General features: G+C 72.2%; 24 protein-coding genes and 2 pseudogenes. 16 read left to right on the plus strand and 10 right to left on the minus strand.

Annotated features, from left to right (window positions below):
• Positions 1-73: 73 nt before the first annotated feature.
• The 4 genes and pseudogenes from ACIG87_RS05370 to ACIG87_RS05385 all read left to right on the plus strand — a co-directional run.
• Positions 74-412, plus strand: a pseudogene (locus ACIG87_RS05370) (metallopeptidase TldD-related protein); the annotation flags it as partial.
• A 409-nt stretch (positions 413-821) separates the two neighbouring features.
• Positions 822-1,628 (plus strand): hypothetical protein, encoded by an 807-nt coding sequence (locus ACIG87_RS05375; protein WP_396848429.1) that lies wholly within the window; start codon positions 822-824, stop codon positions 1,626-1,628.
• Between the two features lie 13 nt (positions 1,629-1,641).
• Positions 1,642-3,558, plus strand: coding sequence for a fumarate reductase/succinate dehydrogenase flavoprotein subunit (locus tag ACIG87_RS05380; protein ID WP_396848430.1), 1,917 nt, complete (start codon positions 1,642-1,644; stop codon positions 3,556-3,558).
• Entirely contained in the window at positions 3,558-4,625 is a 1,068-nt protein-coding gene (locus tag ACIG87_RS05385; RefSeq protein WP_396848431.1) for a succinate dehydrogenase/fumarate reductase iron-sulfur subunit, read from the plus strand. The genes ACIG87_RS05380 and ACIG87_RS05385 overlap by 1 nt, the downstream gene beginning before the upstream one ends.
• A gap of 254 nt (positions 4,626-4,879) precedes the next feature.
• Here ACIG87_RS05385 and ACIG87_RS05390 read toward each other — a convergent pair whose 3' ends face one another.
• The gene (locus tag ACIG87_RS05390) at positions 4,880-5,326 is read right to left on the minus strand and encodes a (deoxy)nucleoside triphosphate pyrophosphohydrolase (RefSeq protein WP_396848433.1); all 447 of its coding nucleotides are present in this window, start codon (positions 5,324-5,326) and stop codon (positions 4,880-4,882) included.
• Between the two features lie 183 nt (positions 5,327-5,509).
• On the opposite strand from ACIG87_RS05390, the gene ACIG87_RS05395 reads away from it, so the two are divergent.
• On the plus strand, positions 5,510-5,818 hold the full coding sequence (locus ACIG87_RS05395) for a 4a-hydroxytetrahydrobiopterin dehydratase (protein ID WP_396848434.1): 309 nt from the start codon (positions 5,510-5,512) through the stop codon (positions 5,816-5,818).
• 143 nt (positions 5,819-5,961) lie between these two features.
• Here ACIG87_RS05395 and ACIG87_RS05400 read toward each other — a convergent pair whose 3' ends face one another.
• The gene (locus ACIG87_RS05400) at positions 5,962-7,041 is read right to left on the minus strand and encodes a septum formation family protein (RefSeq protein WP_396848436.1); all 1,080 of its coding nucleotides are present in this window, start codon (positions 7,039-7,041) and stop codon (positions 5,962-5,964) included.
• Positions 7,042-7,152: 111 nt separating this feature from the next.
• On the opposite strand from ACIG87_RS05400, the gene ACIG87_RS05405 reads away from it, so the two are divergent.
• Complete coding sequence (locus tag ACIG87_RS05405) at positions 7,153-7,515, plus strand: PH domain-containing protein (protein WP_091241571.1); 363 nt, start codon at positions 7,153-7,155, stop codon at positions 7,513-7,515.
• A gap of 37 nt (positions 7,516-7,552) precedes the next feature.
• Here ACIG87_RS05405 and ACIG87_RS05410 read toward each other — a convergent pair whose 3' ends face one another.
• Positions 7,553-7,918, minus strand: a complete 366-nt coding sequence (locus tag ACIG87_RS05410; protein ID WP_396848439.1) for a MerR family transcriptional regulator — start codon at positions 7,916-7,918, stop codon at positions 7,553-7,555.
• A gap of 60 nt (positions 7,919-7,978) precedes the next feature.
• Between ACIG87_RS05410 and ACIG87_RS05415 the strand changes: the two genes are divergently transcribed.
• Both ACIG87_RS05415 and ACIG87_RS05420 read left to right on the plus strand, forming a co-directional pair.
• Positions 7,979-8,872 carry an NAD(P)-dependent oxidoreductase gene (locus tag ACIG87_RS05415; RefSeq protein ID WP_396848441.1) on the plus strand — a complete coding sequence of 298 codons (894 nt, stop codon included), beginning with the start codon at positions 7,979-7,981 and terminating at the stop codon, positions 8,870-8,872.
• Between the two features lie 181 nt (positions 8,873-9,053).
• Positions 9,054-9,197: pseudogene (locus ACIG87_RS05420) on the plus strand (SAM-dependent methyltransferase); the annotation flags it as partial.
• Positions 9,198-9,249: 52 nt separating this feature from the next.
• On the opposite strand, the gene ACIG87_RS05425 reads toward ACIG87_RS05420, so the two are convergent.
• A complete protein-coding gene (locus ACIG87_RS05425; RefSeq protein ID WP_396848443.1) occupies positions 9,250-9,720 on the minus strand; it encodes a GNAT family N-acetyltransferase in 471 nt (156 codons plus the stop codon).
• A gap of 74 nt (positions 9,721-9,794) precedes the next feature.
• Positions 9,795-10,403, minus strand: a complete 609-nt coding sequence (locus tag ACIG87_RS05430) for a hypothetical protein (RefSeq protein ID WP_396848445.1) — start codon at positions 10,401-10,403, stop codon at positions 9,795-9,797.
• Positions 10,404-10,637: 234 nt separating this feature from the next.
• On the opposite strand from ACIG87_RS05430, the gene ACIG87_RS05435 reads away from it, so the two are divergent.
• Positions 10,638-11,270 carry a Uma2 family endonuclease gene (locus tag ACIG87_RS05435; protein WP_396848447.1) on the plus strand — a complete coding sequence of 211 codons (633 nt, stop codon included), beginning with the start codon at positions 10,638-10,640 and terminating at the stop codon, positions 11,268-11,270.
• A gap of 72 nt (positions 11,271-11,342) precedes the next feature.
• Here ACIG87_RS05435 and ACIG87_RS05440 read toward each other — a convergent pair whose 3' ends face one another.
• The 5 genes from ACIG87_RS05440 to ACIG87_RS05460 all read right to left on the minus strand — a co-directional run bounded on the left by ACIG87_RS05440 (position 11,343) and on the right by ACIG87_RS05460 (position 14,509).
• A complete protein-coding gene (locus ACIG87_RS05440) occupies positions 11,343-11,756 on the minus strand; it encodes a hypothetical protein (protein ID WP_396848449.1) in 414 nt (137 codons plus the stop codon).
• A complete protein-coding gene (locus ACIG87_RS05445; protein WP_396848450.1) occupies positions 11,738-12,022 on the minus strand; it encodes a hypothetical protein in 285 nt (94 codons plus the stop codon). The genes ACIG87_RS05440 and ACIG87_RS05445 overlap by 19 nt, the downstream gene beginning before the upstream one ends.
• 51 nt (positions 12,023-12,073) lie before the next feature.
• Positions 12,074-13,159 carry a redox-regulated ATPase YchF gene (gene ychF / locus ACIG87_RS05450; RefSeq protein ID WP_396848452.1) on the minus strand — a complete coding sequence of 362 codons (1,086 nt, stop codon included), beginning with the start codon at positions 13,157-13,159 and terminating at the stop codon, positions 12,074-12,076.
• Between the two features lie 59 nt (positions 13,160-13,218).
• Positions 13,219-13,953: a Type 1 glutamine amidotransferase-like domain-containing protein gene (locus ACIG87_RS05455; RefSeq protein ID WP_396848454.1), complete on the minus strand. Its 735-nt coding sequence runs from the start codon at positions 13,951-13,953 to the stop codon at positions 13,219-13,221.
• Positions 13,954-14,020: 67 nt separating this feature from the next.
• Positions 14,021-14,509, minus strand: a complete 489-nt coding sequence (locus ACIG87_RS05460) for a hypothetical protein (RefSeq protein ID WP_396848456.1) — start codon at positions 14,507-14,509, stop codon at positions 14,021-14,023.
• A 141-nt stretch (positions 14,510-14,650) separates the two neighbouring features.
• On the opposite strand from ACIG87_RS05460, the gene ACIG87_RS05465 reads away from it, so the two are divergent.
• From ACIG87_RS05465 to ACIG87_RS05495, 7 genes are all read left to right on the plus strand, one after another.
• Positions 14,651-15,160: a SigE family RNA polymerase sigma factor gene (locus tag ACIG87_RS05465; RefSeq protein WP_396848458.1), complete on the plus strand. Its 510-nt coding sequence runs from the start codon at positions 14,651-14,653 to the stop codon at positions 15,158-15,160.
• Entirely contained in the window at positions 15,157-15,672 is a 516-nt protein-coding gene (locus tag ACIG87_RS05470; protein WP_396848460.1) for a hypothetical protein, read from the plus strand. Before ACIG87_RS05465 ends, ACIG87_RS05470 begins: the two co-directional genes overlap by 4 nt.
• 139 nt (positions 15,673-15,811) lie before the next feature.
• Positions 15,812-17,368, plus strand: coding sequence for a DNA-3-methyladenine glycosylase 2 family protein (locus tag ACIG87_RS05475; RefSeq protein ID WP_396848462.1), 1,557 nt, complete (start codon positions 15,812-15,814; stop codon positions 17,366-17,368).
• Positions 17,365-17,877: a methylated-DNA--[protein]-cysteine S-methyltransferase gene (locus ACIG87_RS05480; RefSeq protein WP_396848464.1), complete on the plus strand. Its 513-nt coding sequence runs from the start codon at positions 17,365-17,367 to the stop codon at positions 17,875-17,877. The genes ACIG87_RS05475 and ACIG87_RS05480 overlap by 4 nt, the downstream gene beginning before the upstream one ends.
• A 37-nt stretch (positions 17,878-17,914) precedes the next feature.
• Complete coding sequence (locus ACIG87_RS05485; protein ID WP_396848466.1) at positions 17,915-19,720, plus strand: ABC transporter ATP-binding protein; 1,806 nt, start codon at positions 17,915-17,917, stop codon at positions 19,718-19,720.
• Positions 19,717-21,624 (plus strand): ABC transporter ATP-binding protein, encoded by a 1,908-nt coding sequence (locus ACIG87_RS05490; RefSeq protein ID WP_396848468.1) that lies wholly within the window; start codon positions 19,717-19,719, stop codon positions 21,622-21,624. Before ACIG87_RS05485 ends, ACIG87_RS05490 begins: the two co-directional genes overlap by 4 nt.
• Before the next feature lie 311 nt (positions 21,625-21,935).
• Positions 21,936-23,516 carry a trypsin-like serine protease gene (locus ACIG87_RS05495; protein WP_396848470.1) on the plus strand — a complete coding sequence of 527 codons (1,581 nt, stop codon included), beginning with the start codon at positions 21,936-21,938 and terminating at the stop codon, positions 23,514-23,516.
• The last annotated feature ends 100 nt before the right edge of the window (positions 23,517-23,616 follow it).

Consider the following 23,616-nt stretch of genomic DNA (forward strand, 5'->3'; position numbering starts at 1 on the left):
CCCAGCGGCACGTGGCGGGGTGGCGGATGGCCCAGCGGCACGTGGCGGGGTGGCGCATGGCCCAGCGGCACGTGGCGGGGTGGCGGATGCGGACACCGCCGAGCTGGTCGCGCCGATGACCCGAGGGCTGCTGGTCAGCGACTTCTGGTACACCCGGGTGCTCGACCCGAAGAGCCTGGTGATCACCGGGCTGACCCGCAACGGGGTGTGGCTGGTGGAGGACGGCGTGCCGGTTCGGGCGGTGCGGAACTTCCGCTTCACCGAGGCGTACCCCCGGGCGTTGGGGCCGGGCGCGGTGCTCGGCGTGGGCCGACGGCCGGTCCGCCAGCCGGACCGGATCGACGGTGGCTGGTGGGAAGCACCGCCACTCCGGCTGGCCTCCTGGAACTTCACCGGCGGCGCGTCGGGCTGACCGATCCCCGGCCCCTGCGGATACGCGGGACCATGGCCGATGCCGGCAACATCGCCGGCACGAACGCTCGCAGGCACGGACCGCCGGCTCGCGGACACCGCAGCCAGACCGGGCACCGCAGCACAATCAACCGCCCGGCACCGATGCTGCCCGGACCGACCTGCGGCCCGACCGGCCAAATACTGATCATGGTTCGGGTCTTTCCAAGGTGCGGGACACACGGGACACTGCGTTGCGCGGCCCGGCCGTGATGATCGGCGTAACGTGTGTCACTTAGCTGCGCCGATGTCCCGGCGCGGTCGCTGCGTGCGCAAGACGTGGCAGTGGACACGGTCCGGCCGGTCCGCTGACCGGCACGGAACGTGAACCGCCGCCCGCGAGGGCCCGTCCCGTCAGGAAGACGACTCGAATGACATCAACGGCAACGAAGCCGCGGGGGGCGCGGGCGCGCGCCGCCATCACGGCGAAGACGTTGCGAACCGACCGCTGGTGGTTCGCCCCACTGATCACCGTCGTCGGGCTCAGCGCCTGGGTGGCGTACGCGACCGTCCGGGTGTTCATGCACAAGTGGTACTGGGTGGACCAGTACCACTACCTGACCCCGTTCTACTCCCCCTGTGTGACCGACCGGTGCGTCGAGGGCTCCTCGCACTTCGGCAGCTTCCTGCCCGGCTGGTGGATCATCCCGGACGCGGCGCTGACCCTGCCGTTCCTGCTGCTGTTCCGGTTGACCTGCTACTACTACCGCAAGGCGTACTACCGGTCGTTCTGGCTGTCGCCGCCGGCCTGCGCGGTGCCGGACGGGCACAAGACCTACTCGGGGGAGACCCGGTTCCCGCTGCTCGGGCAGAACCTGCACCGCTACTTCTTCTACGCCGCCGCGATCATCTCGCTGATCAACACCTGGGACGCGGTGCTGGCCTTCCACTCGCCGGAGGGCTTCGGCTTCGGGCTGGGCAACATCATCCTGCTGGGCAACGTGGTGATGCTCTGGGCGTACACCATCTCCTGCCACTCCTGCCGGCACATCATCGGCGGGCGGCTGAAGCACTTCTCCGCGCACCCGGTGCGGTACCGGGCCTGGACGTTCGTGTCCAAGCTGAACACCCGGCACATGCAGCTCGCCTGGATCACCCTCGGCACGCTGGCCTTCACCGACTTCTACGTGATGGCCATCGCCGCCGGCTGGTTCACCGACCTGCGGTTCATCAACTAGAGGGCGCGGCGACATGACCACTACCACTCGCATCGAACGACACCACTACGACGTCGTCGTGATCGGGGCCGGCGGCGCCGGCCTGCGCGCGGCGATCGAGGCCCGGCTCGCCGGCAAGAAGACCGCGATCATCTCCAAGTCGCTCTTCGGCAAGGCGCACACCGTGATGGCCGAGGGCGGCGCGGCAGCCGCGATGGGGAACGTGAACAGCCGGGACAACTGGCAGGTGCACTTCCGCGACACCATGCGCGGCGGCAAGTTCCTCAACAACTTCCGGATGGCCGAGCTGCACGCGAAGGAGTCGCCGCAGCGGATCTGGGAGCTGGAGACGTACGGGGCGCTCTTCGACCGGACCAAGGACGGGAAGATCTCCCAGCGCAACTTCGGCGGGCACGAGTACCCCCGGTTGGCGCACGTCGGTGACCGGACCGGCCTGGAGCTGATCCGCACCCTCCAGCAGAAGATCGTCTCCCTCCAGCAGGAGGACAAGCGCGACCTCGGCGACTACGAGGCCCGGATCAAGGTGTTCTCCGAGACCACCATCACCGAGCTGCTGCTCGACGGGGACCGGGTGGCCGGGGCGTTCGGCTACTACCGGGAGTCCGGCGAGTTCATCCTGTTCGAGGCCCCGGCCGTGGTGCTGGCCACCGGCGGCGTGGGCCGGTCCTACAAGGTCACCTCGAACTCGTGGGAGTACACCGGGGACGGGCACGCGCTGGCCCTGCGGGCCGGAGCGACCCTGATCAACATGGAGTTCCTCCAGTTCCACCCGACCGGCATGGTCTGGCCGCCCTCGGTGAAGGGCATCCTGGTCACCGAGTCGGTGCGCGGCGACGGCGGCGTGCTGAAGAACTCCGACGGCAAACGGTTCATGTTCGACTACGTCCCCGACGTCTTCCGCAAGCAGTACGCGGAGACCGAGGAGGAGGCGGACCGCTGGTACACCGACCCGGACAACAACCGACGTCCGCCGGAGCTGCTCCCCCGCGACGAGGTCGCCCGCGCGATCAACAGCGAGGTCAAGGCCGGTCGGGGTACGCCGGCCGGCGGCGTCTACCTGGACATCGCCTCCCGGCGCTCGGCGGAGGAGATCCGTCGCCGGCTGCCGTCGATGTACCACCAGTTCAAGGAACTGGCGGACGTCGACATCACGGCCGAGCCGATGGAGGTCGGGCCGACCTGCCACTACGTGATGGGCGGCGTCGAGGTGGACCCGGACTCCGGGGCCGCGCACGGCACGGTGCGCGGGCTGTTCGCCGCCGGTGAGGTCTCCGGTGGCATGCACGGCTCCAACCGGCTCGGCGGCAACTCCCTGTCCGACCTGCTGGTCTTCGGCAAGCGGGCCGGCGGGCACGCGGCGTCGTACACCGATCAGTTGGTCTCCCGGCCGAAGGTGCCGATGGGCGCGGTGGAGACCGCCGTGGAGACGGCGTTGGCGCCGTTGCAGCGGGACACCGGGGAGAACCCGTACACCCTCCAGCAGGACCTCCAGGCGGTCATGGGAGATCTAGTAGGAATCATCCGCCGTCACGGCGAGCTTGAGGACGCGCTCAGCAGGCTGACCGAGCTGCGCGAGCGGGTGGCGAAGGTGAGCGCGGCCGGCGGCCGGCGCTACAACCCGGGCTGGCACCTGGCCCTGGACCTGCGCAACATGCTTGTCGTCTCGGAGTGCACCGCGAAGGCGGCGCTGGAGCGGCAGGAGTCGCGCGGCGGGCACACCCGGGAGGACTTCCCGACGATGGACCCCCGGTGGCGTCGGGTCAACCTGGTCTGCGCGCTGGACGCCGACACCGTACGCCTGGAGCACAAGCCGCTGCCGAAGATGCGGGCCGAGCTGATCGGCCTCTTCGACCGCACCGAGCTGGCCAAGTACCTGACCGACGAGGAGCTGGCCGACTTCGACGCCCTCACCGAGGAGGCGAGCAACTGATGGGAAACAAGAGGGAGTTCCGCATCTGGCGGGGCGACGAGACCGGCGGTGACCTGCAGGACTACACGGTCGAGGTGAACGAGGGCGAGGTCGTCCTCGACGTCATCCACCGGCTCCAGGCGACCGAGGCGCCGGACCTGGCCTGCCGGTGGAACTGCAAGGCCGGCAAGTGCGGCTCCTGCTCGATGGAGATCAACGGCAAGCCCCGGTTGAGCTGTATGACCCGGATGTCGACGTTCGAGGAGTCGGAGACCGTCACGGTCACCCCGCTGCGCACCTTCCCGGTGATCCGGGACCTGGTCACCGACGTCTCGTTCAACTACGAGAAGGCGCGGGAGACGCCGGCCTTCGCCCCGCCGGCCGACCTGGCCCCGGGCGAGTACCGGATGCAGCAGGTCGACGTGGAGCGCTCGCAGGAGTTCCGCAAGTGCATCGAGTGCTTCCTGTGCCAGAACGTCTGTCACGTGATCCGCGACCACGAGGAGAACAAGCCGGCCTTCTCCGGCCCCCGGTTCTTCATCCGGGCCGCCGAGTTGGACATGCACCCGCTGGACGCCAGGACCGACCGCAAGCAGTACGCGCAGGAGGAGCAGGGGCTCGGCTTCTGCAACATCACCAAGTGCTGCACCGAGGTCTGCCCCGAGCACATCAAGATCACCGACAACGGGATCATCCCCATGAAGGAACGGGTCGTCGACCGCAGGTACGATCCCCTTGTGTGGCTTGGTAGCAAGATCTTCCGTCGGGGTGACACGCCCCAGAGCACCGCGAGCAGCGCGGGAAAGGGGTCCGTGGTGCACAGCGGCGCTCGTCAGGCTGGGGTCCACTCGCACGCCGGAGGCTCCGGCGACCCGAGCGCGGAGGCCCAGGCGCAGCAGGGCGTGAACTGGCACCGCGAGGTCCCGCACCCGACCATGCCGGCGGTCGACGACCGGGGCCGGCTCCCGCTGACGGAGCTGACCTTCGACCGGGCGGCGGCCCCGTCGCCGTTCGGTGACGACGTCACCTTCCCGCTGCCGCCGGAGCACCTCAACTTCGCCCACCCGAGCCAGGACGACAAGCACTGAACCAGCGCAGCAAGGACTGAAACCGGCGCGACCCGCGCCGAGGAAGCACGACGACGGTTGACGGGGGCCGACGGCGCAAGCCGTCGGCCCCCGTCCCGTTTCGAGCCGGTGGCCCCACTCGTCCACCACGGCTTGTTTCCAGGTCCGTCGGTGTGTCGTGACACCAGCTTCATGATCGCCGACCAGGGTGCCGGGGGCGACGACCTCGGGCGGACGGCTCGGACGCGGTCAGTCGGTGACGGCGGGCGCGGATGTCAGTCGGTGACGGAAGCCAACAGCGGGCGGAGGGCGGCGACGATGGGGGCATCGGCGGGGAGCCAGGTGACCGTGTGCAGTTCACCGGCGGCGAGCCAGCGCATCGCGGAGTGCTCCAGTGCACGCGGCTGGTCGCCGTGCAGCAGGCGGGCGGCGTACACCTTCAGCACCGACCGGCCGTGGGCCATCCGGACGTCCCGGCCGACCCGGTCGCCGATCTCGACGCGGACGGCCAGTTCCTCGGCGCACTCGCGGATCAGCGCGGCCGTCTCGCTCTCGCCCGGCTCGACCTTGCCGCCGGGGAACTCGAACATGCCGGCGACCTCTGGCGGCGCGGTGCGCGCACAGGCGAGCACCCGCCCGTCGGAGATGATCGCCGCGCCCACGACCACCTTCGGCTCGCGCCGGTCGGCCTGTCCGTCACCGCTACACCGTTCGGTCTGCACGGGCGTCCAGCGTGCCAGATCAATCGTCGGTTTGGGTACCTTGCGCGACCGGTAGGCCAATAAGAGACGGAAGTGTGGGCGTGGACACACCGCCGTCAGGTCGACAGACTGGGTAGCACCACGAGGACACGGGACGGCGACGATTTGGCCACAAGCCGGCAACGACGCCTGGGAGGTGCGGTGATGCGCGCGCTGTTCACCAGCCGAACCAAGCACGACTATCTCAGTGACGCCCTCACGCTCCTGCACGGGTGGACCCGAGACGGTGAGCAGATTCGCCGCACCCTGGTCATGGACGACACCCAGCACGCGGAGCTGACCGAACGGGTCAAGGTCGTCGCGGACGCGCTGCGGCTGCGGCCGGACATCAGCCGGCGGGACACCGAGACGCGAATCCGGGTCGGGCACGGCGACGGGGAACCACTCACCGAGGGTGAGGTGCTGCTCGCCGCCCGGATCGAGGACGCGTACCGCACGGTGATGGAGGACTGAGCGCACGCCATCGTCGGCCCCCGTCCCCACCGGCGCCGCGCCGGATCGTCGTCACCAGCCTAGGGCCCCTCGGCCAGCCGCACGCTCCCCGGAACGTCCCACCCGCGAGCACCGAGTGGTCGAAAAACCACAGTTGGTGAGGGTCAACGCATCGGCTCGCCCTGCGTGGTGGGCAACCCCAGTGCCTGGCGTACGGCCAGCTCGGTGCCCGGGTTCGGGTGCTGCCCGGCCTGTGCGACGACCTGGAGCAGCTTGCCCTGGTCGGGCTCACCGTCGGCGTCCCGCCAGGCCGGCTCGGCCTGCTCCATCTCGGTGAGCAGCCGCTCCATCGCCGGTCGTACCGCCTCCGGCCAGGGCTCCCGACGCAGCCGGAACCACATGTCGGTGTGGGTGGCCTCGGCCCGTCGCACCGCGTCACGCAGCTCGGCCGGGGTGCTGGTCGGTGCGGTCGCCACCAGGGCGGCCCGCGCCTCGGTCCAGTCCCGGCTGGCCAGCAGGTAGCCGAGCTGCGCGGGGTTGAGCACCGTGGTGTCCATCCGCAGCGGCCTGGCCAGGGCGGTCGGGGCGGTCAGGTAGCAGGTGATCGTGGGGTCGGTGGACCAGTCGACCCGGGTCGGCAGGTACCAGCTCAACCGCACCTCGGTGGGCAACCCCAGCGGGTCGACGACGTAGCTGCGCTGCCGCTGCCGGCAGAGCGCCTCCGCCCGTTGGGAGAGCGCCGCCGCCCCGGGGTACCGCTCGTCTGCGGAGCGCTCGTACGCCGGGAAGTCGTCGACGTACTCGGCATCGTGCGGGGTGTCACACGCCACCCGGGTGACCTGCTCGGGTGCGGTCCGGCTGGCGGTGGCACCGGTGGGAACCCGGAAGCAGTCCCCCACCCGCAGCCCACGCAGCCCGGTGTCGGAGTCGGAGCCGGTCAGCACGACACCCAGCGCCACCAGACCCGCCAGCACCCACCCGCCGCAGAGCACCAGCCCGGCGGTCACCAGGCCCTTTCCCCGCTCGCCGTCCCGCCTGATCCGCCGCCGCGCGAATACGGCGGCGACCGGCGCCAGCAGGCCGCCGAGCAGGCCGAGCACGAGGGTGACGACGGCCAGCCGGTTCAGCCGGCCCCGGACGGCCGGCCGCTGCGGCCACGGCTCCCAGTCGACCCCGGTCGGTGTCGGCGGCGGCTCCCGCCGGGCCTCGTCGGTGGGCTGCGTCTCGGAATGTTCGCTGTTCACGCCGCTTCCCTCCCCCGTCGCCCGCGTCTTGCCAGGCATGGGGAGAGTAGTCGACCGGACCAACGGACGGGGAACGGCCGACGCTGGCGGGTACTTCCTACCGTGGAACCCATGGCAAATGCGACGTACGACCGCAAGGAGCAGTTCCAGCAGATCCAGAGTGGATTGCTCGACGGGGAACAGATCATCGCCGTCTACGACGCCGTCGGCACGGGCACCGGCTTCATCGGCCTGACCGACCGGCGGGTGATCATCCAGGACCGGTCCTTCGTGGGCAAGAAGTACGCGATCACCAGCATCCCCTACTCGAAGATCACCAGCGTGAGCGTGGTGAGCAACAAGTCATGGGGCGGCGAGTTCTTCTCCACCGGCTCGATCGCCGTACACGTCGGCACCCACACCTACGAGGTGGAGTTCCGGGGTGCCCAGAAGAGCCACCACGTGCACAACGTGATCCTGCACTACATCTCCTGACCTCCGCCGACGCGGACGCCGACCGGCCCCGACCGCCTCACGGCAGGCGGGCGGGGGCCCCGGTGGCGATGAGGGCGTCGAGGATGTCCCGGGCCGCGGCGAGCCGCTCCATGGACGCGGTGATCCGGGCCCGCTCCTCGGCGAGGCCGTCGAGCAGTTCGGGGCAGGTGGGGGCGAGCACCGTGGTGTCGTCCGGCACACAGGGCAGGATCTCGGCGATCACGGTCGTGCCGAGGCCGGCCGAGAGGAGCAGCCGGATGTGCCGCACGGTGGTCAGGGCCTGCTCGCCGTAGTCGCGGTAGCCGCTCGATCGTCGCTCGGGCCGCAGCAGGCCCTGTTCCTCGTAGTAGCGCAGGGCCCGGGTGCTCACCCCGGCCCGCCGGGCCAACTCACCGATCCGCATGCCGTACAGGAGATCGCGGACTTGACCTTCACGTCAACGTGAACGTCTACCGTCACCGGCATGAGCGATCGACAACTCACGCACCGTGACCCGGTGGCGGTGCTCGGCCTGGGCCCCATGGGTCGGGCCCTCGCCGCCGCCCTGACCTCCGCCGGGATCCCGACCATCGTCTGGAACCGTACGCCGGAACGGGCCGAGCCCCTCGTCGCGCGGGGCGCGACCGCCGCGCCGACCGTCACCGAGGCGGTCCGGGCCTCCACCCTCGTGATCACCTGCCTGATGAACCCGGCGGCGGTCGACTCCGTGCTGGCCGCGCACGACGACTGGGCCGGTCGGACGGTCGTCGACGTCACCACCGGCCGACCGGACGAGGCGCGGAAGCTGGCGGCCTGGGCCGACGGCCACGGCGTCGACCTGGTGAAGGGCGCCATCCTGACCCCGACGCCGACGATCGGCACGCCGGCCGCCACGGTGCTGTGGTGCGGCAGTCGGTCCGCCTTCGACGCCGGCCTGCCGATCCTGGCGACCTTCGGCGGCACGCCCGCGTACCTCGGCCCGGACGCGGGCGCGGCGGCGGCGTACGACATGGCGCTGCTCGACATGTTCGGCACCGCGGTCAGCGGTCTGACCCACGCCTTCGCGCTGGCCTCGGCCGAGGGCATCGCCCCCCGGGCGTTCGCCGGGTACGCCGCCGGGATCGCCGCGATGCTCGGGGAAATGGCGACCCGCTTCGCCGACCAGCTCGCCGAGGACCGGTTCCCCGGCGACCGGTCCACCATCGCCTCGGCCGGCTCGGGCCTCACCCACGTCATCGAGACCGCCGACGCGCACGGGCTCGACTCCGGGGTGCTGCGCGCCGCCCGGTCCGTCATCGACGGGGCCGTCACCGCCGGTCACGGCGAGGACGGCCTCGCCCGGCTGGCCCGCTTCCTCACCCCGTCCCGTTCCGCCTGACACCAGCCCCACCTGGTACGGCCCTGGACTACTCGGGCACAGCGGGGCGATTCTCCACTGCGGTCAGCGGAAGCCAGCGTCGTGTTCCTGCGTGACGTGCTGACCACCAATGTCGACGCGTACGCGGAGGCGCCGTGACCACGGTGCTGCCCGAGTTCCAGGGCCGGGGCGGTCGCCGAGCGGCCCGGTGCTCGAACTCGTCATCGGGACGGGTCGGGTGGCGCTGCCGCTCGCCGCCCGGGGCATCCCCGTCGAGGGGGTGGAGGCGTCACCGGAGATGGTGGCGAAGCTGCGCGCCAAACCCGGCGGCGAGCACCTCCCGGTCACTACCGACGCTGACCGGGCCCCGGGGGCGGGGCAGACACCCGACCCCCCGGTCACAGCCGCTTGATCATTCGTACGGCGGTGACCTCGAAGCCCATCTGCTCGTACAGCGCCCGCGCGCCGGAGTTGAACCCGAAGACGCTCAACCCGATGGCGACCATGCCCAACTCCCGACACACCTGCTCGACGGCCTGGATCATCGCCCGGCCGTAGCCCCGGCGGCGCAGTTCCTCGCGTACCTCGAAGTCGTAGCCGAAGGCGTGCAGACCGTCGGACTTCCGTTCCAGGTGCAGCCAGAGCATGCCGACCTCGTCGGCGTCGTCGTAGGCCGTCCACAGCCGGTGCCCCTCGGTCGCCAGCCCGTCGGGCAGCAGGTTCTGGTAGTCCTGACGGGCCTTCTCCCGGGCGTCCGGCAGCGGCATCGCCCCGGAGGCGGCGATGTTCTGCGCGTAGTCCACCACGGCGCGCTCCCGGTAGCGCAGGTACTGCTCGTCGGTCATCGGTTCGAGCCTCAAGGTCGCCACGCCGCCACGGTAGGCCAGCACCGCCCCGGCCCGCTGCCCCGCCACCCGTGGCCGGGAAGCGCGGCGGTCTCCACCTACCCGTGGTCAGTCGGCAGATCCCCGGCCTGGGCGTCCTCGATCTCGATACGCCGACGCTCGGCGAGGTACTCGCCCAGCTGCGGGTCGGCCCGAATCCCCTCGCCGCGCAGGAATCGCGCGACGGACCGCCGGGCGGCCCGGTGCCGGACGTACTCCTCGGCCTCGAATCTGCCTCTGCCGTACCGGTGGAGAAGCGTGACCACCTCTTCGGGCGTAGCCGTGAGATCGTCGAGCGCAAGCAGTGTGTACATACGCCGCCCGTCCCGTTTGCTCGCCAGACGTCCGCCGAGCCGTACGCCCGGAGCCAGGCGAAGTTTGAGGTACGGGTGCTCCCACGTCTCCCCGACCTTCACCACCGCCAGCGACTCGACCGACTCCCAGGCCAACCGGGTCGTGAACCCGCGCAGGCGAAGCGTCAGCCCCTCGTCGTCCACCTCGATCAGGAAGGGCCAGAACAGGGCGAGCAGCGCGACGACGGAGCAGACGATCATGACGACAGCAACGAGTTCGAACAGCGCGGCCCTGTCGTGGTACAGGTGATCCGGATTGGCCTGGGCCGCCTGCGCCGCTACCCAGGTGAGCGCCCCGAACACCCCACAGAACACGAGGTGACGCCTCAACCTGGCGGTGTCCCGATACAACCGCTCCCGTCGCCGCACTCACCCATGGTGCGGCCCGCCGGCAAGACCACCCCGATCTCCGGGGTGGGACAGAAACTCGGCCTGGACCGGGTGCTGGTGACCTGCGCGCAGAAACTCCACCAGGACTGTTGGCGTGCGACAGCCGAACGGCCGCGCTCGGCAGGCCAGGCCGTCATTACCGAACGCTACGGTGACGGCATGACTGCGGTGCCCGAGTGGATGCGGCCGCCCCGCCCCGAGGGGTGGTACGCCGACGACCTCGACCACCTTTCCGAAGCGCCGCGTCACACCGAGCTGATCGATGGAGCACTCGTCTTCATGATGTCCCCCCAGCGGGTCTGGCACGCCAGGATGATCACCGCGCTGGTGAACTCCCTGAGCGGCCAGGCACCGGCAGGCATCGAGGTCGACCGGGAAATCACGATCCGACTCGACAGGTGGAATCGTCCCGAGCCCGATCTCCTGGCCACGACGGCACCTTACGATCCGTCCCGTACCTTCTACACCCCTGAGGAGACCCTTCTGGTCGTGGAGGTGGTCTCGCCGGAGTCGGCGCACCGGACCCGCCACGTCAAGTTGCGCAAGTACGCGGAAGCCGGCATCGCGAACTACTGGCGCATCGAGGACGACGACGGATCACCGGTGGTCCACGCCTACGAACTCGACGAGCCCACCCGGTCGTACGCGCCGACCGGAATCCATCGACACGAACTGCGCACCACGACGCCGTTCGCGATCAGGATCGATCTGGACGGGCTGGTACCCGGCCGCAGAAGCTGGACCGGGCACCCGGCCGATGTCTGCCAGAGGTCGTACGTCGCTACACGTTGAAACGGAACTTCACCGGATTCCGTCGTCGAGCAACATCACGCAGCGCTCGACCGGCGACGCCGGGGCAAGGACTCATACCGCGACGAGCCGCACACGATCACCGCAGAGCTTGACCATGTCGTCGATGTCGGAAGTCAATATGACCACGGGGCGATGCTGGCGCAACGCAGCCTCGGCGACCGCCGCATCGATCGCATACTTGTGCCCGTGCAGACCGGCTTCCATCAGCAGCTTTGACGCTGCCTTCGCTTCCTCCTCGCCCACCGGGACTACGCGCAGCCCCGAGAGCACCCAGTTCAAGCGCGCCTTGTGGGTGCGGGCGTGGACGGCCTCGATGATGGTGAGTGCGCTGATCACGGCCTCCATGCCACGCGAGCGCGCCTCGGCGGTCATGGCCACCATCTGCTCGTCGTCGTCGAGCAGCTTCGAGAGCCCTTCACTGTCGAGGACCAGCGTGCCTTCGTGGATCAGCTTGCGGCGGGCCATTCGCCCTCCTCGGCGAACACCTCGTCGAAGACCTGCCGCGCCCGCTGACGGGCCTGCTCGGAGACCGGCCCTTTCCGGCTCTCGTAATCCGCCAGGTACTCGTCAAGCACCTGCCCGCGCAACTCCCGCTCGACTGCCTCGGCAATGAACGCGGAGAACTCCCGCTTGCCGACCCGCGCGCGGATCGCCTCGGCGGTTCCCTCCGGCAGCGACAGGCTCACCCGTGTCGCCGGTCCTTCCCCGATGTTGTAGACCGCTTCGCCCATGACCCCAGTGTGTCAAACGAGTAGGAAAAGCGCACGGCCGGCGCTCCGAAATCAGACGTTGAAGCGGAACTCCACCACGTCGCCGTCCTGCATGACGTACTCCTTGCCCTCGATCCGGACCTTGCCGGCGGCCTTCGCCGCCGCCATCGATCCGGCCGTGACCAGGTCGTCGTAGGAGACCACCTCGGCCTTGATGAAGCCGCGCTGGAAGTCGCTGTGGATCACACCGGCGGCCTCCGGCGCGGTCGCGCCGACCGGGACGGTCCAGGCCCGCGCCTCCTTGGGGCCGGCCGTGAGGTACGTCTGGAGCCCGAGCGTGCGGAAGCCGACCCGGACGAGCTGGTTCAGACCGGGCTCGTTCTGCCCGATGGACTCCAGCAGCTCGCGGGCCTCCTCCTCGGGCAGGTCCACCAGCTCGGATTCGATCTTGGCGTCCATGAAGACGGCCTCGGCGGGGGCGACCAGCGCCCGCAGCTCGTCGAGGAAACCGGCGTTGCCCAGTTCGGCCTCGTCGACGTTGAACACGTAGAGGAACGGCTTGGTGGTGAGCAGGTGCAGCTCCCGCAGGTGCTCCAGTTCGATCTTGGCGGCAGCGGCCCCGGCGTGCAGGGTGGTGCCGCCGTCGAGGACCTCGACGGCCTGCTTCGCGGCGGTCACCGCGGCGGCCCGGTCCTTGCGGAGCTTGGCCTCCTTCTCCAGCCGGGGCAGCGCCTTCTCCAGGGTCTGGAGGTCGGCCAGGATCAGCTCGGTGTTGATCGTCTCGATGTCGTCGGCCGGGGAGACCTTGCCGTCGACGTGCACCACGTTCGGGTCGGAGAAGGCCCGCACCACCTGACAGATGGCCGAGGCGTCACGGATGTTCGCCAGGAACGCGTTGCCCCGCCCCTGCCCCTTCGACGCGCCCCGGACCAGGCCGGCGATGTCGACGAACGAGACCGGTGCGGGCAGCACCTTCTGCGACGAGAAGATCTCGGCGAGCCTGCCGAGCCGCTCGTCCGGCAACCCGACCACCCCGACGTTGGGCTCGATGGTGGCGAACGGGTAGTTCGCCGCGAGCACGTCGTTCTTGGTCAGCGCGTTGAACAAGGTGCTCTTGCCGACGTTGGGCAGGCCGACGATGCCGATGGTGAGACTCACGACGGGCCAGCTTACGCCGTCACACCCCCACCCCGGGCAGGCAGCCCCGGCGGAGATCGTCAGGCGGTGAGCAGCCGGGGTGCGATCCGGGTCTCCCGGACCCCACCGGCGCCGTCCGGCACCACCTCGTACGCGGCCACCCCGGCCCGGTCGGCGACCGCCTCGGCCAGCCGGGTGCCCCGGTAGACCAGCCCCACCCCGTCGTCGGTGCAGTGGCTGGCCGGCAGCCTCCCGTCGCCGACCAGCCGGTGCAGCAGCGGCCGACGCTCGGCCTCGCTGTCGTAGTGCACCCCGTTGCCGTACGGCAGCCAACCCAGGCCGTCGGTGTAGGCGCGCAGCTTCCGGCCGAAGCTGTCGGTGGTGCCACCGACGTGCCAGCAGATCGAGCCGGCGGAGACCCCGCCGAGCACCACCCCGGCCTCCCAGCACTCGCGCAGGATCTCTGGCAGGCCGTGCACCCGCCACACCGCGCAGAGGTTGGCCACGCTGCCGCCACCGACCCAGATGATGTCCTGACCGAGCAGGTGGGACCGGACGTCGTCGACGTTGGGCATCGGGAAGAGGGCCAGGTGCGACGGGCGGTAGCGGGTGCCGGCGAACGCACCGTGGAAGACCGTCAGCGAGGTGGGCTGGTCACCGACGGCCTGGTTGAGGTAGCAGATCCTCGGCGCGTCGGCCTGCGCCAACTCGGCCATCAGGTCGAACACCGGCCCGGGGTCGGCGTCCCACGGACCACGGTGGCGGCTGGCGAAACCCATGCTGGTGGCGACGATCGTCGGCTCGCTGGCAGGCACGCTGCTCCTTCCGTCGGATGGTTCCGCTCCCCATCCTGCGCCACCGCCGCGCCCACCGAATGCCCGGTCAGCCCGCGAGCCGCCAGCCCACCCCGCCGCCCGGCACCCCGGGCAGCTCGCCGGCAGGCAGCTCGCCGGCCAACTCGCCGGCCGCTGCGAGCGGCAGGGTGAACCGGTCGGCGGCGGTCGGGGCGGTCCGCTCGGACTCACCGAGCATCCAGCACACCTCGTCGGGCGTCCAGCCCAGCCCGCGCCGGCCGGCCAGCTCGCGTACCAGCCGCCGGCCGACCCGGGTGTCGTCGTCGTAGCACCGCATGCACCAGTGGTGTGCCCACATGCCGAGCGCCCGGAGGCCGGCCGCGTCCAGGGACCCGGCGAGCCGGCCGCAGGCGGTGTCGACGAACGGCCGGGCCGGGTCGTCGGCCCGGTCCCGCTCGATCGCGCCAAAGGCGGCCGACGCCACCACCCGCATCCGGTCGTAGAGGCCCTGCGCCGCGGCATCGTCCAGCCGCGCCCGCCCTGACCGAGGGGCTCCCCGCCCGGTCACGCTCGCCATCGCCGCACCCTTCTGGAGTTGGTGCCGGGACGCTATCGACCACTACCGACACTTTCCGGGCCGGAATCGCTCGTCGGATCAGGGATAGCTGAGCTGAGCTGGGGCGTCTGTATCTGTGACAGTCGACAACGGGGAGGGCGGGTGGACGAGGACGACCGGGCCCGGCTGGCCGAGTTCGTGGCCAGCCGGACGCCGGCCCTGATGCGGGTCGCGTACCTGCTCACCGGGGACCGGCACACCGCCGAGGATCTGTTCCAGTCGGCGTTGGCCAGAACGATTCCGAGGTGGCGCGAGCTGCGCCATGCCGACCCGGAGGGCTACCTGCGCGCGGTCATGTACCGCGAGCAGGTCAGCTGGTGGCGACGGCTGCGCCGCTATCGGGAGACGCTGCTCACCGGGGCCGACGAACGGGCCGGTCCCGACCCGAGCGGCGGCACCGACGTACGGCTGGCGATGCGGGCCGCGCTACGCGCACTGCCGACGGCCCAACGCACGGTCGTGGTCCTGCGGTACTACGAGGACCTGACCGAGACCCAGGTGGCCGCTGCGCTGGGCTGTTCGATCGGCACCGTGCGCAGCCGCACCCATCGGGCCGTGGCCCGATTGCGGCAGCTCCTGCCGGACGTCGAACTGCTGGAGGTACGGCGGTGACCACGCCTTTCGAGAACCTCATCCGCTCCACCCTCTCCGACCTTGCCGAGGAGGCACCGACAGTGCAGGACCAGTTGACCCGTGCGGAACACCGGAACCGGAACCGACGCCGCACCACGATGACGATGAGCGCGGCGGGCGTCCTCGCCGCCGTGCTGATCGGCGCCCCGCTCGCGATGGCCGCCAGCAGCGGCGGCGACGGCCCGCCTGCCGCACCCGGCACCGTCTACCCGACCCGGACCGCCCCACCCGGCACCGTCCACCCGACCGCTCCGCCCGGCACCGTCTTTCCGACCCAGACCGCCCCACCCGGCACCGCCGTCCCGGCCCAGACCGCTCCGCCCGGCACTGTCTACCCGACCGCCCTACCCGGCACCGTCTACCCGACCCGGACCGCAGCCGCCCCTGCCGCTGTACCCGCCGCTCCACCCGCCGCGGTGCCGGCCCAGAGCGCACCGGCTGCCGTACCCGCGCCGGCACGGACCGCACCGGCAGCGGTGCCGGCACGCTGACGACACCGCACGCCCGGTGGCCCTCGGCGGGCTTGCCCGCACCCTGCCCCGAACCCGGGGTGGAGGGCCACCGGGGGCCGGACGCTCAGGTCCGATTCCCGCGAGCCGCCGCCGGTGAGCTGCGGGCATCATCGGTGGCGTGGAGTTGGACTTCGAACGGTGCTACCGGGCCGTGGACAGCCGTGACCAGCGGTTCGACGGGTGGTTCTACACCGGCGTCACCTCGACCGGGATCTACTGCCGGCCGTCCTGCCCGGCGATGACGCCGAAGCGGCGTAACGTCCGGTTCTTTCCGTCGGCAGCCGCCGCGCAGGGAGCGGGGCTGCGGGCCTGCCGCCGGTGCCGTCCGGACGCCGCACCCGGCTCACCGCAGTGGGACGTCCGTGCCGACGTGGTGGGTCGGGCCATGCGGTTGATCGCCGACGGGGTGGTCGACCGGGACGGCGTGCCGGGGCTGGCCGCCCGGCTGGGCTACACCGAGCGGCACCTGCACCGGATGCTCCGGGCCGAACTGGGAGCCGGACCGTTGGCGCTGGCCCGTGCGCAACGTGCCCAGACCGCCCGGACGCTGATCGAGACCACCGGGCTGGGCCTGGCGGAGGTGGCGTTCGCGGCCGGCTTCGGCAGCGTCCGGCAGTTCAACGACACCGTCCGCGAGGTGTACGGCACCGCCCCGTCGCAGCTACGTACCGCGCGGGGCGGCCCGCAGGCGCCGGGCGGGGCGGGCACGATCACGCTCCGGCTGGCGTACCGACCGCCGCTGCACGCCACCGCGTTACTGGGCTTCCTGGCCGACCGGGCGCTGCCCGGCGTGGAGGAGGTGCGCGACGGGACGTACCGCCGGGGGTTGCGGCTGCCGCACGGCCCGGCGGAGGTCGCGCTGACGCCGGTGACCGGGTACGTGGCGGCCACGCTGAAGCTGGCCGACCTGCGCGACCTGGCCCCGGCGGTGGCCCGCTGCCGCCGCCTGTTCGACCTGGACGCCGACCCCGAGGCGATCGACCAGACGCTGGCCGCCGACCCGGCCCTCGCCGAGGCGGTCGCCGCCGACCCCGGCGTCCGCCTCCCCCGAGCGGTGGACGGCTTCGAAATGGCCCTACGCGCCATCATCGGCCAACAGGTCTCCCTCCGCGCCGCCACCACCACCCTCACCCGCCTCCTCCACCCCGCTCCCCTCCCCCAAACCCCCGCAGACCTCGGTGATCAAGAGGTTTCGGTCACGGAGAGCGCTTCCCGCCGACGCAAACTTCTTGATCACCGGGGCGAGCGCGGGGAGGGCGAGCGCGGGGAGGGTGGGGAGGGTGGGGGTGGGGGTGGGGGGTGGGGGTTTCTGGGGGTGGAGGAGGTTTTGGGGTTGCCGGATTCGGCGTTCGGGATGCCGGCGGCGCGGCGGGAGACGATTCGGGCGCTGGCGCGGGCGGTGGCCGCCGGGGAGGTCGACCTGGAGCCGGGCGGGGACCGGGCGGAGACCGTCCGGCGGCTGGTCGCGCTGCCCGGGATCGGGCCGTGGACGGCCGGTTACCTGGCCATGCGCGCCCTCGGCGACCCGGACGTCCTGCTCCCCACCGACCTCGCGGTACGCCGGGGCGCCGCCGCCCTCGGCCTGCCCGACGCCCCCACCACCCTCGACGCGTACGCCGACCGCTGGCGGCCCTGGCGGTCGTACGCGGTGATCAGACTCTGGAGAGCGGCATGACGACCATCGACACCACCACCCTGGACACCCCGGCCGGCCCGCTGAGCGTGCTGGTCGGCCCGGACGGCGCGATCCGTGCCGCCGGCTTCACCGCCGCGCCGGAGAGCCTGCTGCCGCTGGTGCACCCGAGCCTGCGCGGCACCCTCCGGCCGTACGCCGGCCTCGGCCCGGTGACCGCCGCCGTTAACGCCTACCTCGACGGCGAGCTGACCGCGATCGACGAGGTGCCCGTGACCCAGCACAGCGACGGGGTGTTCCTGACCCATGCCTGGACCGTGCTGCGCGACGTCAAGCCCGGTGACCCGATCACCTACACCCGGTACGCCGCGCTGGCCGGCCGTCCCGCCGCGGTCCGGGCGGCAGCCGCCGCCTGCGCCCGGAACGCCGCGGCGCTCTTCGTCCCCTGCCACCGGGTGCTGCGCACCGACGGGACCTTGGGCGGCTACCGGTACGGGCTGGAGGTGAAGAGGTGGCTGCTCGGTCATGAGCGGCGGCTGACAGCAAGCTGACAGCCACATCGACGCCGATCGACGCTACGGTCGGATGGTGCCCGCGCAGTGCGACGGCGACCCGGCCCCGAGGGCGGACGGCCGGGTCCGGCCGCTGCGTAACCTCTGGCGGCTGCGCCGCTACCTGCGCCCGCACGCTGCGGAGTACGCCCTGCTGCTGCCGGCCGCGCTGTCCGCCACCGCGGCCGGTCTCGCCGTGCCGCTGGTGGTGCAGCGGGTGGTGGACGGGCCGATCGCCCGACACGACCCGGCCGGGCTGTTGCGCCTCGGCGGGCTGGCCCTGCTGCTCGGGCTCGTCGAGGCGGTGCTGATCTTCATCCGGCGGTGGAGCCAGTCCTCCTCCTCGGTGGGCATGGAGGCGACCATCCGCGCCGACCTATACGCCCACCTGCAACGGCTGCCGGCCGGTTTCCACGACCGCTGGCAGTCCGGGCAGTTGCTCTCCCGGGCCACCAGCGACCTGTCGGTGCTGCGCCGGTTCCTCTCCTTCGGGCTGCTCTTCCTGGTGCTCAACCTGGTCACCTACGTCGCCGTGGTGGTCCTCCTGCTCCGGCTGCACGGGCCGCTGGGGATGCTGGTGGCGGCCAGCGCGGTGCCACTGTTCCTGATCAGTCGCCGGTTCGGCCGGCGCTACCACGCCGTGGCCCGGCGGATGCAGGACCAGCAGGGCGACGTGGCCACCCTGGTCGAGGAGACCGCACAGGGGCTACGCACCATGAAGGCGTACGGGCGGGGGCCGGAACTGGCCGACCGGTTCGCCCGACGGGCCCGCGCGCTGCACGACACCGGGGTCGGCAAGGGCGCCCTGCAGGCCCGCGCCTCGGCCCTGTTCGACCTGGTGCCCAACCTGACCCTGGGCGCGGTGCTGGTCGGCGGCGCGACACTGGTCGCCCGGGACGCGCTGACCATCGGTGAGCTGGTCGCCTTCGTCAGCCTCCAGCTCATGCTGATCTGGCCGGTGCAGTCGCTCGGCTGGCTCATCGCCAACGGGCAGGAGGCGGCGACCGCCGCGGACCGGATCCAGGAGGTGCTGGACACCCCGCCGTCGATCGTGGACGCTCCGGACGCCGTCCCGTTGGCCCGCGAGGCGGTCCAGGGCCGACTCCGCTTCGAGGGGGTGTCGTTCCACTATCCGGGCAGCTCGGAGCCGGTGCTGCGGGAGATCGAGCTGACCGTCGAGCCGGGCGAGACGCTGGCCCTGGTCGGGGCGACCGGGTGCGGCAAGAGCACCCTGCTCTCCCTGGTGCCCCGGCTGTACGACGTGACCGGCGGTCGGATCACCCTGGACGGGCACGACCTGCGTGCGGTGCGACTGGGCTCGCTGCGCCGGCTGGTCGGGATGGCCTTCGAGGAACCGACCCTGTTCTCCATGTCGGTCTGGGAGAACCTCACCCTGGGCTGCCCGGACGCCGACGCCGACGAGGTGCGGGCCGCGTTGACCCTGGCCCAGGCGGACTTCGCGTACGACCTGCCGTGGGGGTTGGCGACCCGGGTGGGTGAGCAGGGCCTGTCGCTCTCCGGCGGGCAGCGGCAGCGGCTGGCGCTGGCCCGAGCGGTGCTCGGCCGGCCGGCGCTGCTGGTCCTGGACGACCCGCTCTCCGCCCTGGACGTGCAGACCGAGGCGCTGGTCGAGACGGCGCTGCGGCGGGTACTGCGGGACACCACCGCGCTGCTGGTGGTGCACCGGCCGTCGACGGTCGCGCTGGCCGACCGGGTGGCACTGCTCGACGGGGGCCGGATCACCGCCGTCGGCCGGCACTCCGAGCTACTGGCCACGGTGCCGGCGTACCGGGCGGTGCTCGCCGCCGAGCCCTCGACGACGCCGGGCCTGGTGCGCTCGTGATCCGCCGACCGCCCCGGCAGCGCGTCGCGGACGACGGGGACGGCGAGGAGGACGGACAGCCCGCGGACGCACTGTCCCGCTGGCGCGGACTCGCCACCGACCCGGACGCCGACCGCAGCCGCGCCGAGGACGACTCACCCGAGGCGGTGGCCCGGCTGCGTGGGCGGAGCCGGGCACTGCTGCGGGATCTGCTCCGGCCGCACCGCCGACCGCTCGGCGTGGCGGTGGCCCTGCTGCTCGCGCAGAACACCGCCGCGATGGCCGGGCCGTACCTGGTCATGCTCGGCATCGACCGGGCGGTGCCGCCGCTGCGGGCCGGCGACCCGGGTCCGCTGGCCGCCGTCGCGGGCGCGTTCACCGTCGCGGCCGTCATCGAGTACGCCGCCCGGCGCGGCTACCTCACCCGCTCCGCCCGGATCGGTCAGGCCGTCCTGCTCCAACTGCGCCAGCGGGTCTACGACCACCTGCTGACCCTTTCGGTCGGCTTCCACGAGCGCTACACCTCGGGGCGGGTGGTGTCCCGGCTCACCAGCGACGTCGACTCCATCGCCGAACTGGTCGACGGCGGGATCGACACCCTGGTCGCCGCCGCGCTGTCGGTGTTGTCGGTCTCCGCCATCCTGCTCTGGCTGGATCTGCCGCTGGCGGCGGTGACCCTGCTGGCGTTCCCCTTCCTGTTCTGGCTGTCCCGCTGGTTCGCCCGCGCCTCGGCGCACGCCTACCGGCGCAGCCGGGAGGCGGTGGCCCTGGTGATCGTCCACTTCGTCGAGTCGCTGCGCGGCATCCGCGCGGTGCAGGCGTTCCGCCGCGAGCCGCGCAACCAGCAGATCTTCGTGACGGTGAACGACGAGTACCGGCAGGCCAGCCTGCACGGGTTCCGGCTGATCGCCACGTACTCGCCGGGGATCAAGGTGATCGGCAACGTCACCGTGGCACTGGTGCTCGGGTACGGCGGATGGCGGGTGCTGGGCGGCGACACCGAGGTGGGGGTGCTCGCCGCGTTCCTGCTCTACCTGCGCCGGTTCTTCGAGCCGATGCAGGAGCTCAGCCAGTTCTACAACTCCCTCCAGTCGGCGACCGCCGCGCTGGAGAAGCTCGCCGGGGTGCTGGACGAGCGGCCCGGGGTGCCCGAACCGGCGTCGCCGGTGCCGTTGCCGGCCGGGCCGGGCCGCGGTGCGGTGACGTTCCGCTCGGTCTCGTTCGGCTACCGGGCGCAGACGCCGATCCTGACCGGGCTGGACCTGGTCGTACCGGCCGGGCAGACGGTGGCCCTGATCGGCCCGACCGGCGCGGGCAAGTCGACGGTGGCGAAGCTGCTCGCCCGCTTCCACGACCCGGACGACGGCACGGTCGAGCTGGACGGCATCGACCTGCGGGAGCTGTGCGATGCCGAACTGCGCCGCGCGGTGGTGCTGGTGGCCCAGGAGAACCACCTGTTCGGCGGCACGGTGGCGGAGAACATCCGGTTCGGGCGGCCGGCCGCCACCGACGCGGCGGTGCAGGCGGCGGCGCGGGCGATCGGCGCGCACGACTTCATCGCCGCCCTGCCCGACGGGTACGCCACCGAGGTGCACCGGCGCGGCGGCCGGCTCTCCGCCGGGCAGCGGCAGCTCGTCGCGTTCGCCCGCGCGTTCCTGGCCGACCCCCGGGTGCTGATCCTCGACGAGGCGACGTCGTCGCTAGACGTGCCGACCGAGCGGCTGGTGCAGCAGGCCCTGGCCACCGTGCTGCGGGACCGCACCGCGCTGGTGATCGCGCACCGGCTCTCGACCGTGGAGACCGCCGACCGGGTCCTGGTCGTCGACTCCGGGCGGCTCGTCGAGGACGGCCCGCCGGCCCTCCTCGCCACTACCGGCGGCCGGTACGCCGCGCTGCACCGGCAGTGGCGCGACTCACTGATCTGACCGCCCCGGCCGGCCGGGCCGGGGTGCCGGCCAGCCGCCCTCGGGGGACGGCCCGACGCGGGCCATCGGGGACACCGTCCCTGCGGGACGCTGCGGCGAGCCCTGCCCCGAGGGCAGTGCGGGAGTCCTGTCCCTGAGTGGCAGTTCGGGGAGCCCACTGTCCCTCAGGGACGGTACGGGGCCGCCGGTGACCAGTGGAGCCGATACACTCGGCCCCCATTGACAGGCCTCACCCCCGTCTGCGCCGGTTCGCCCGGCCGGCCGGGCGCGGCGGGCCGGTGGCATAGCCGGACACACGGGGAGGTTACGGCGTGCGGATTCATGGACGAGTGGTGTTGGCTGCGGCGTTGGCGCTGGGCACGGTGGAGACCACCGGGGTGGCGTTGGCCCTGGACCGGGCCCCCGATCCGGCCTCGACCACCGCATCGACCGGTGGCGCCTGGGCGGCCGGGGCGGCCCCGGTCGCCGAGGAGGTCCGGGCAGCGGCCCGCACCGGCACCGGTGGCCGGGCCGCGACGCCGGCCACCGTGCAGCCGGTGCCGGTGGCGACCCGCCCGGCGGCGGTGGTGGCGCAGGCCGCGCCCGCCTCGGTGAGCTACCTGAGCGAGCGCTACCGGGTCACCTCGGACGAGGCCGCCCGCCGGCTCGCCCTCCAGGAGCTGTCCGCGCCGCTGGCCGACACCCTCGCCGCCCGCTTCCCCACCTCGTACGCCGGGATGTGGCTGGACCAGGCCGACGGCGGGGTGCTCACCATCGCCGCCACCGACCCGGCCCCGGTCACCGAGGTGGTCGCCGGCCTGCCGGACGCCCGCCACGTCACCGTCGTCCCGGTCCGCCACTCGCGGCGTGACCTCGACGCGGCAGTGACCCGGTTGGCCGGGGCGCTGGGCGTCACCGCCGGGCAGGACGTGCTGGTCGACGAGCGGGCCAACGAGGTGGTGGTGCTCACCGGCGACACGGTGCGGGCCGACGACGCCCGGCTGGCCGGGGCGCTCGGCGCGACCGAGGTGCCGGTCCGGGCCCAGGCCCGGCTCGACAAGTCCTCGATCCCCAAGGCCTGCGACCCGCGGTACTGCGCGAAGGCGCCGATGCGCGGCGGCATCCGGCTGGACGTGCCCCGTGACGACGGCACCGTCGGCGGCTGCACCACCGGCTTCAACGTGCAGGCGAAGTCCGGGCAGTACTACGTGCTGACCGCCGGGCACTGCGTGGTCGGCGGCCGGCACCAGCGCGTCGACGACACCTGGCACCAGTTCCTCGGGCCGAAGGTGCCGGTGGGCATCGAGTCGACCAACCCGGTGCTGGCCGAGAACGCCTTCCCCAACGACTACGCGATCCTGCCGTACGCGGACGGGGCGGCGACCCGGTGGTCGTACCCGAGGCGGACCGTCGGCAAGGCCCCCAGCCTGGTCAACTACTGGTGCGTGGCGGACAATCCGGCGTGCGCCACCAAGGGCAGCCACGACGTGCCGGTCACCGGCGTCACGCCGTACGACGCGGTACAGGCCGGCTGGGTGGTCTGCGCCACCGGCTCGGCGTACACCCCGAAGGCCGGCGAGCAGTACGTCGACTCGGGGGCCGGGCTCGGCTACCTGCCGGGCACCCGCTGCGGCGAGGTCATCGGCAAGGCCAGCGGCGGCATCGACGTGCGGGTGTGTGCCCGGGCGGGCGACAGCGGCGGTCCGCTGTTCACCGAGTCCGACGGGCGGGCGCTGGGCATCCTGAGCAACGGCGACGACGGCGAGGGCCCCTGCACCAACCCCGACGAGAAGAACATCTACGCGCCGGTCTCGGTCATCCTCGACCGGGTCAACGGTCGCACCGGGCTCGACTTCCAGATCGCCACCCGGGGGCCGCTGCTCGCTCCGCCGACCGGCTCCTCGAACCGGTAACCGCCTGTCCGCGGCACCCGGCCCGCCCCGCCGGGTGCCTCACCGGGGAAAACCGGTGGGCGCGACGTCGGGTGCCGCACGGGGGAAAAGCCGGTGGGCG

Source organism: Micromonospora sp. NPDC051925 (assembly GCF_044548625.1).
In the GTDB taxonomy this organism is placed as follows: Bacteria; Actinomycetota; Actinomycetes; order Mycobacteriales; family Micromonosporaceae; genus Micromonospora.

Excerpts from the sequence above, each read along its gene's own strand:
- ACIG87_RS05415 (WP_396848441.1), top strand. The coding sequence starts at position 7,979 with ATGAGCGATCGACAACTCACGCACCGTGACCCGGTGGCGGTGCTCGGC.
- ACIG87_RS05410 (WP_396848439.1), bottom strand. The coding sequence starts at position 7,918 with ATGCGGATCGGTGAGTTGGCCCGGCGGGCCGGGGTGAGCACCCGGGCC.
- ACIG87_RS05385 (WP_396848431.1), top strand. The coding sequence starts at position 3,558 with ATGGGAAACAAGAGGGAGTTCCGCATCTGGCGGGGCGACGAGACCGGC.
- ACIG87_RS05480 (WP_396848464.1), top strand. The coding sequence starts at position 17,365 with ATGACGACCATCGACACCACCACCCTGGACACCCCGGCCGGCCCGCTG.
- ACIG87_RS05460 (WP_396848456.1), bottom strand. The coding sequence starts at position 14,509 with ATGGCGAGCGTGACCGGGCGGGGAGCCCCTCGGTCAGGGCGGGCGCGG.
- ACIG87_RS05445 (WP_396848450.1), bottom strand. The coding sequence starts at position 12,022 with ATGGGCGAAGCGGTCTACAACATCGGGGAAGGACCGGCGACACGGGTG.
- ACIG87_RS05405 (WP_091241571.1), top strand. The coding sequence starts at position 7,153 with ATGGCAAATGCGACGTACGACCGCAAGGAGCAGTTCCAGCAGATCCAG.
- ACIG87_RS05440 (WP_396848449.1), bottom strand. The coding sequence starts at position 11,756 with ATGGCCCGCCGCAAGCTGATCCACGAAGGCACGCTGGTCCTCGACAGT.
- ACIG87_RS05375 (WP_396848429.1), top strand. The coding sequence starts at position 822 with ATGACATCAACGGCAACGAAGCCGCGGGGGGCGCGGGCGCGCGCCGCC.
- ACIG87_RS05380 (WP_396848430.1), top strand. The coding sequence starts at position 1,642 with ATGACCACTACCACTCGCATCGAACGACACCACTACGACGTCGTCGTG.
- ACIG87_RS05395 (WP_396848434.1), top strand. The coding sequence starts at position 5,510 with ATGCGCGCGCTGTTCACCAGCCGAACCAAGCACGACTATCTCAGTGAC.
- ACIG87_RS05435 (WP_396848447.1), top strand. The coding sequence starts at position 10,638 with ATGACTGCGGTGCCCGAGTGGATGCGGCCGCCCCGCCCCGAGGGGTGG.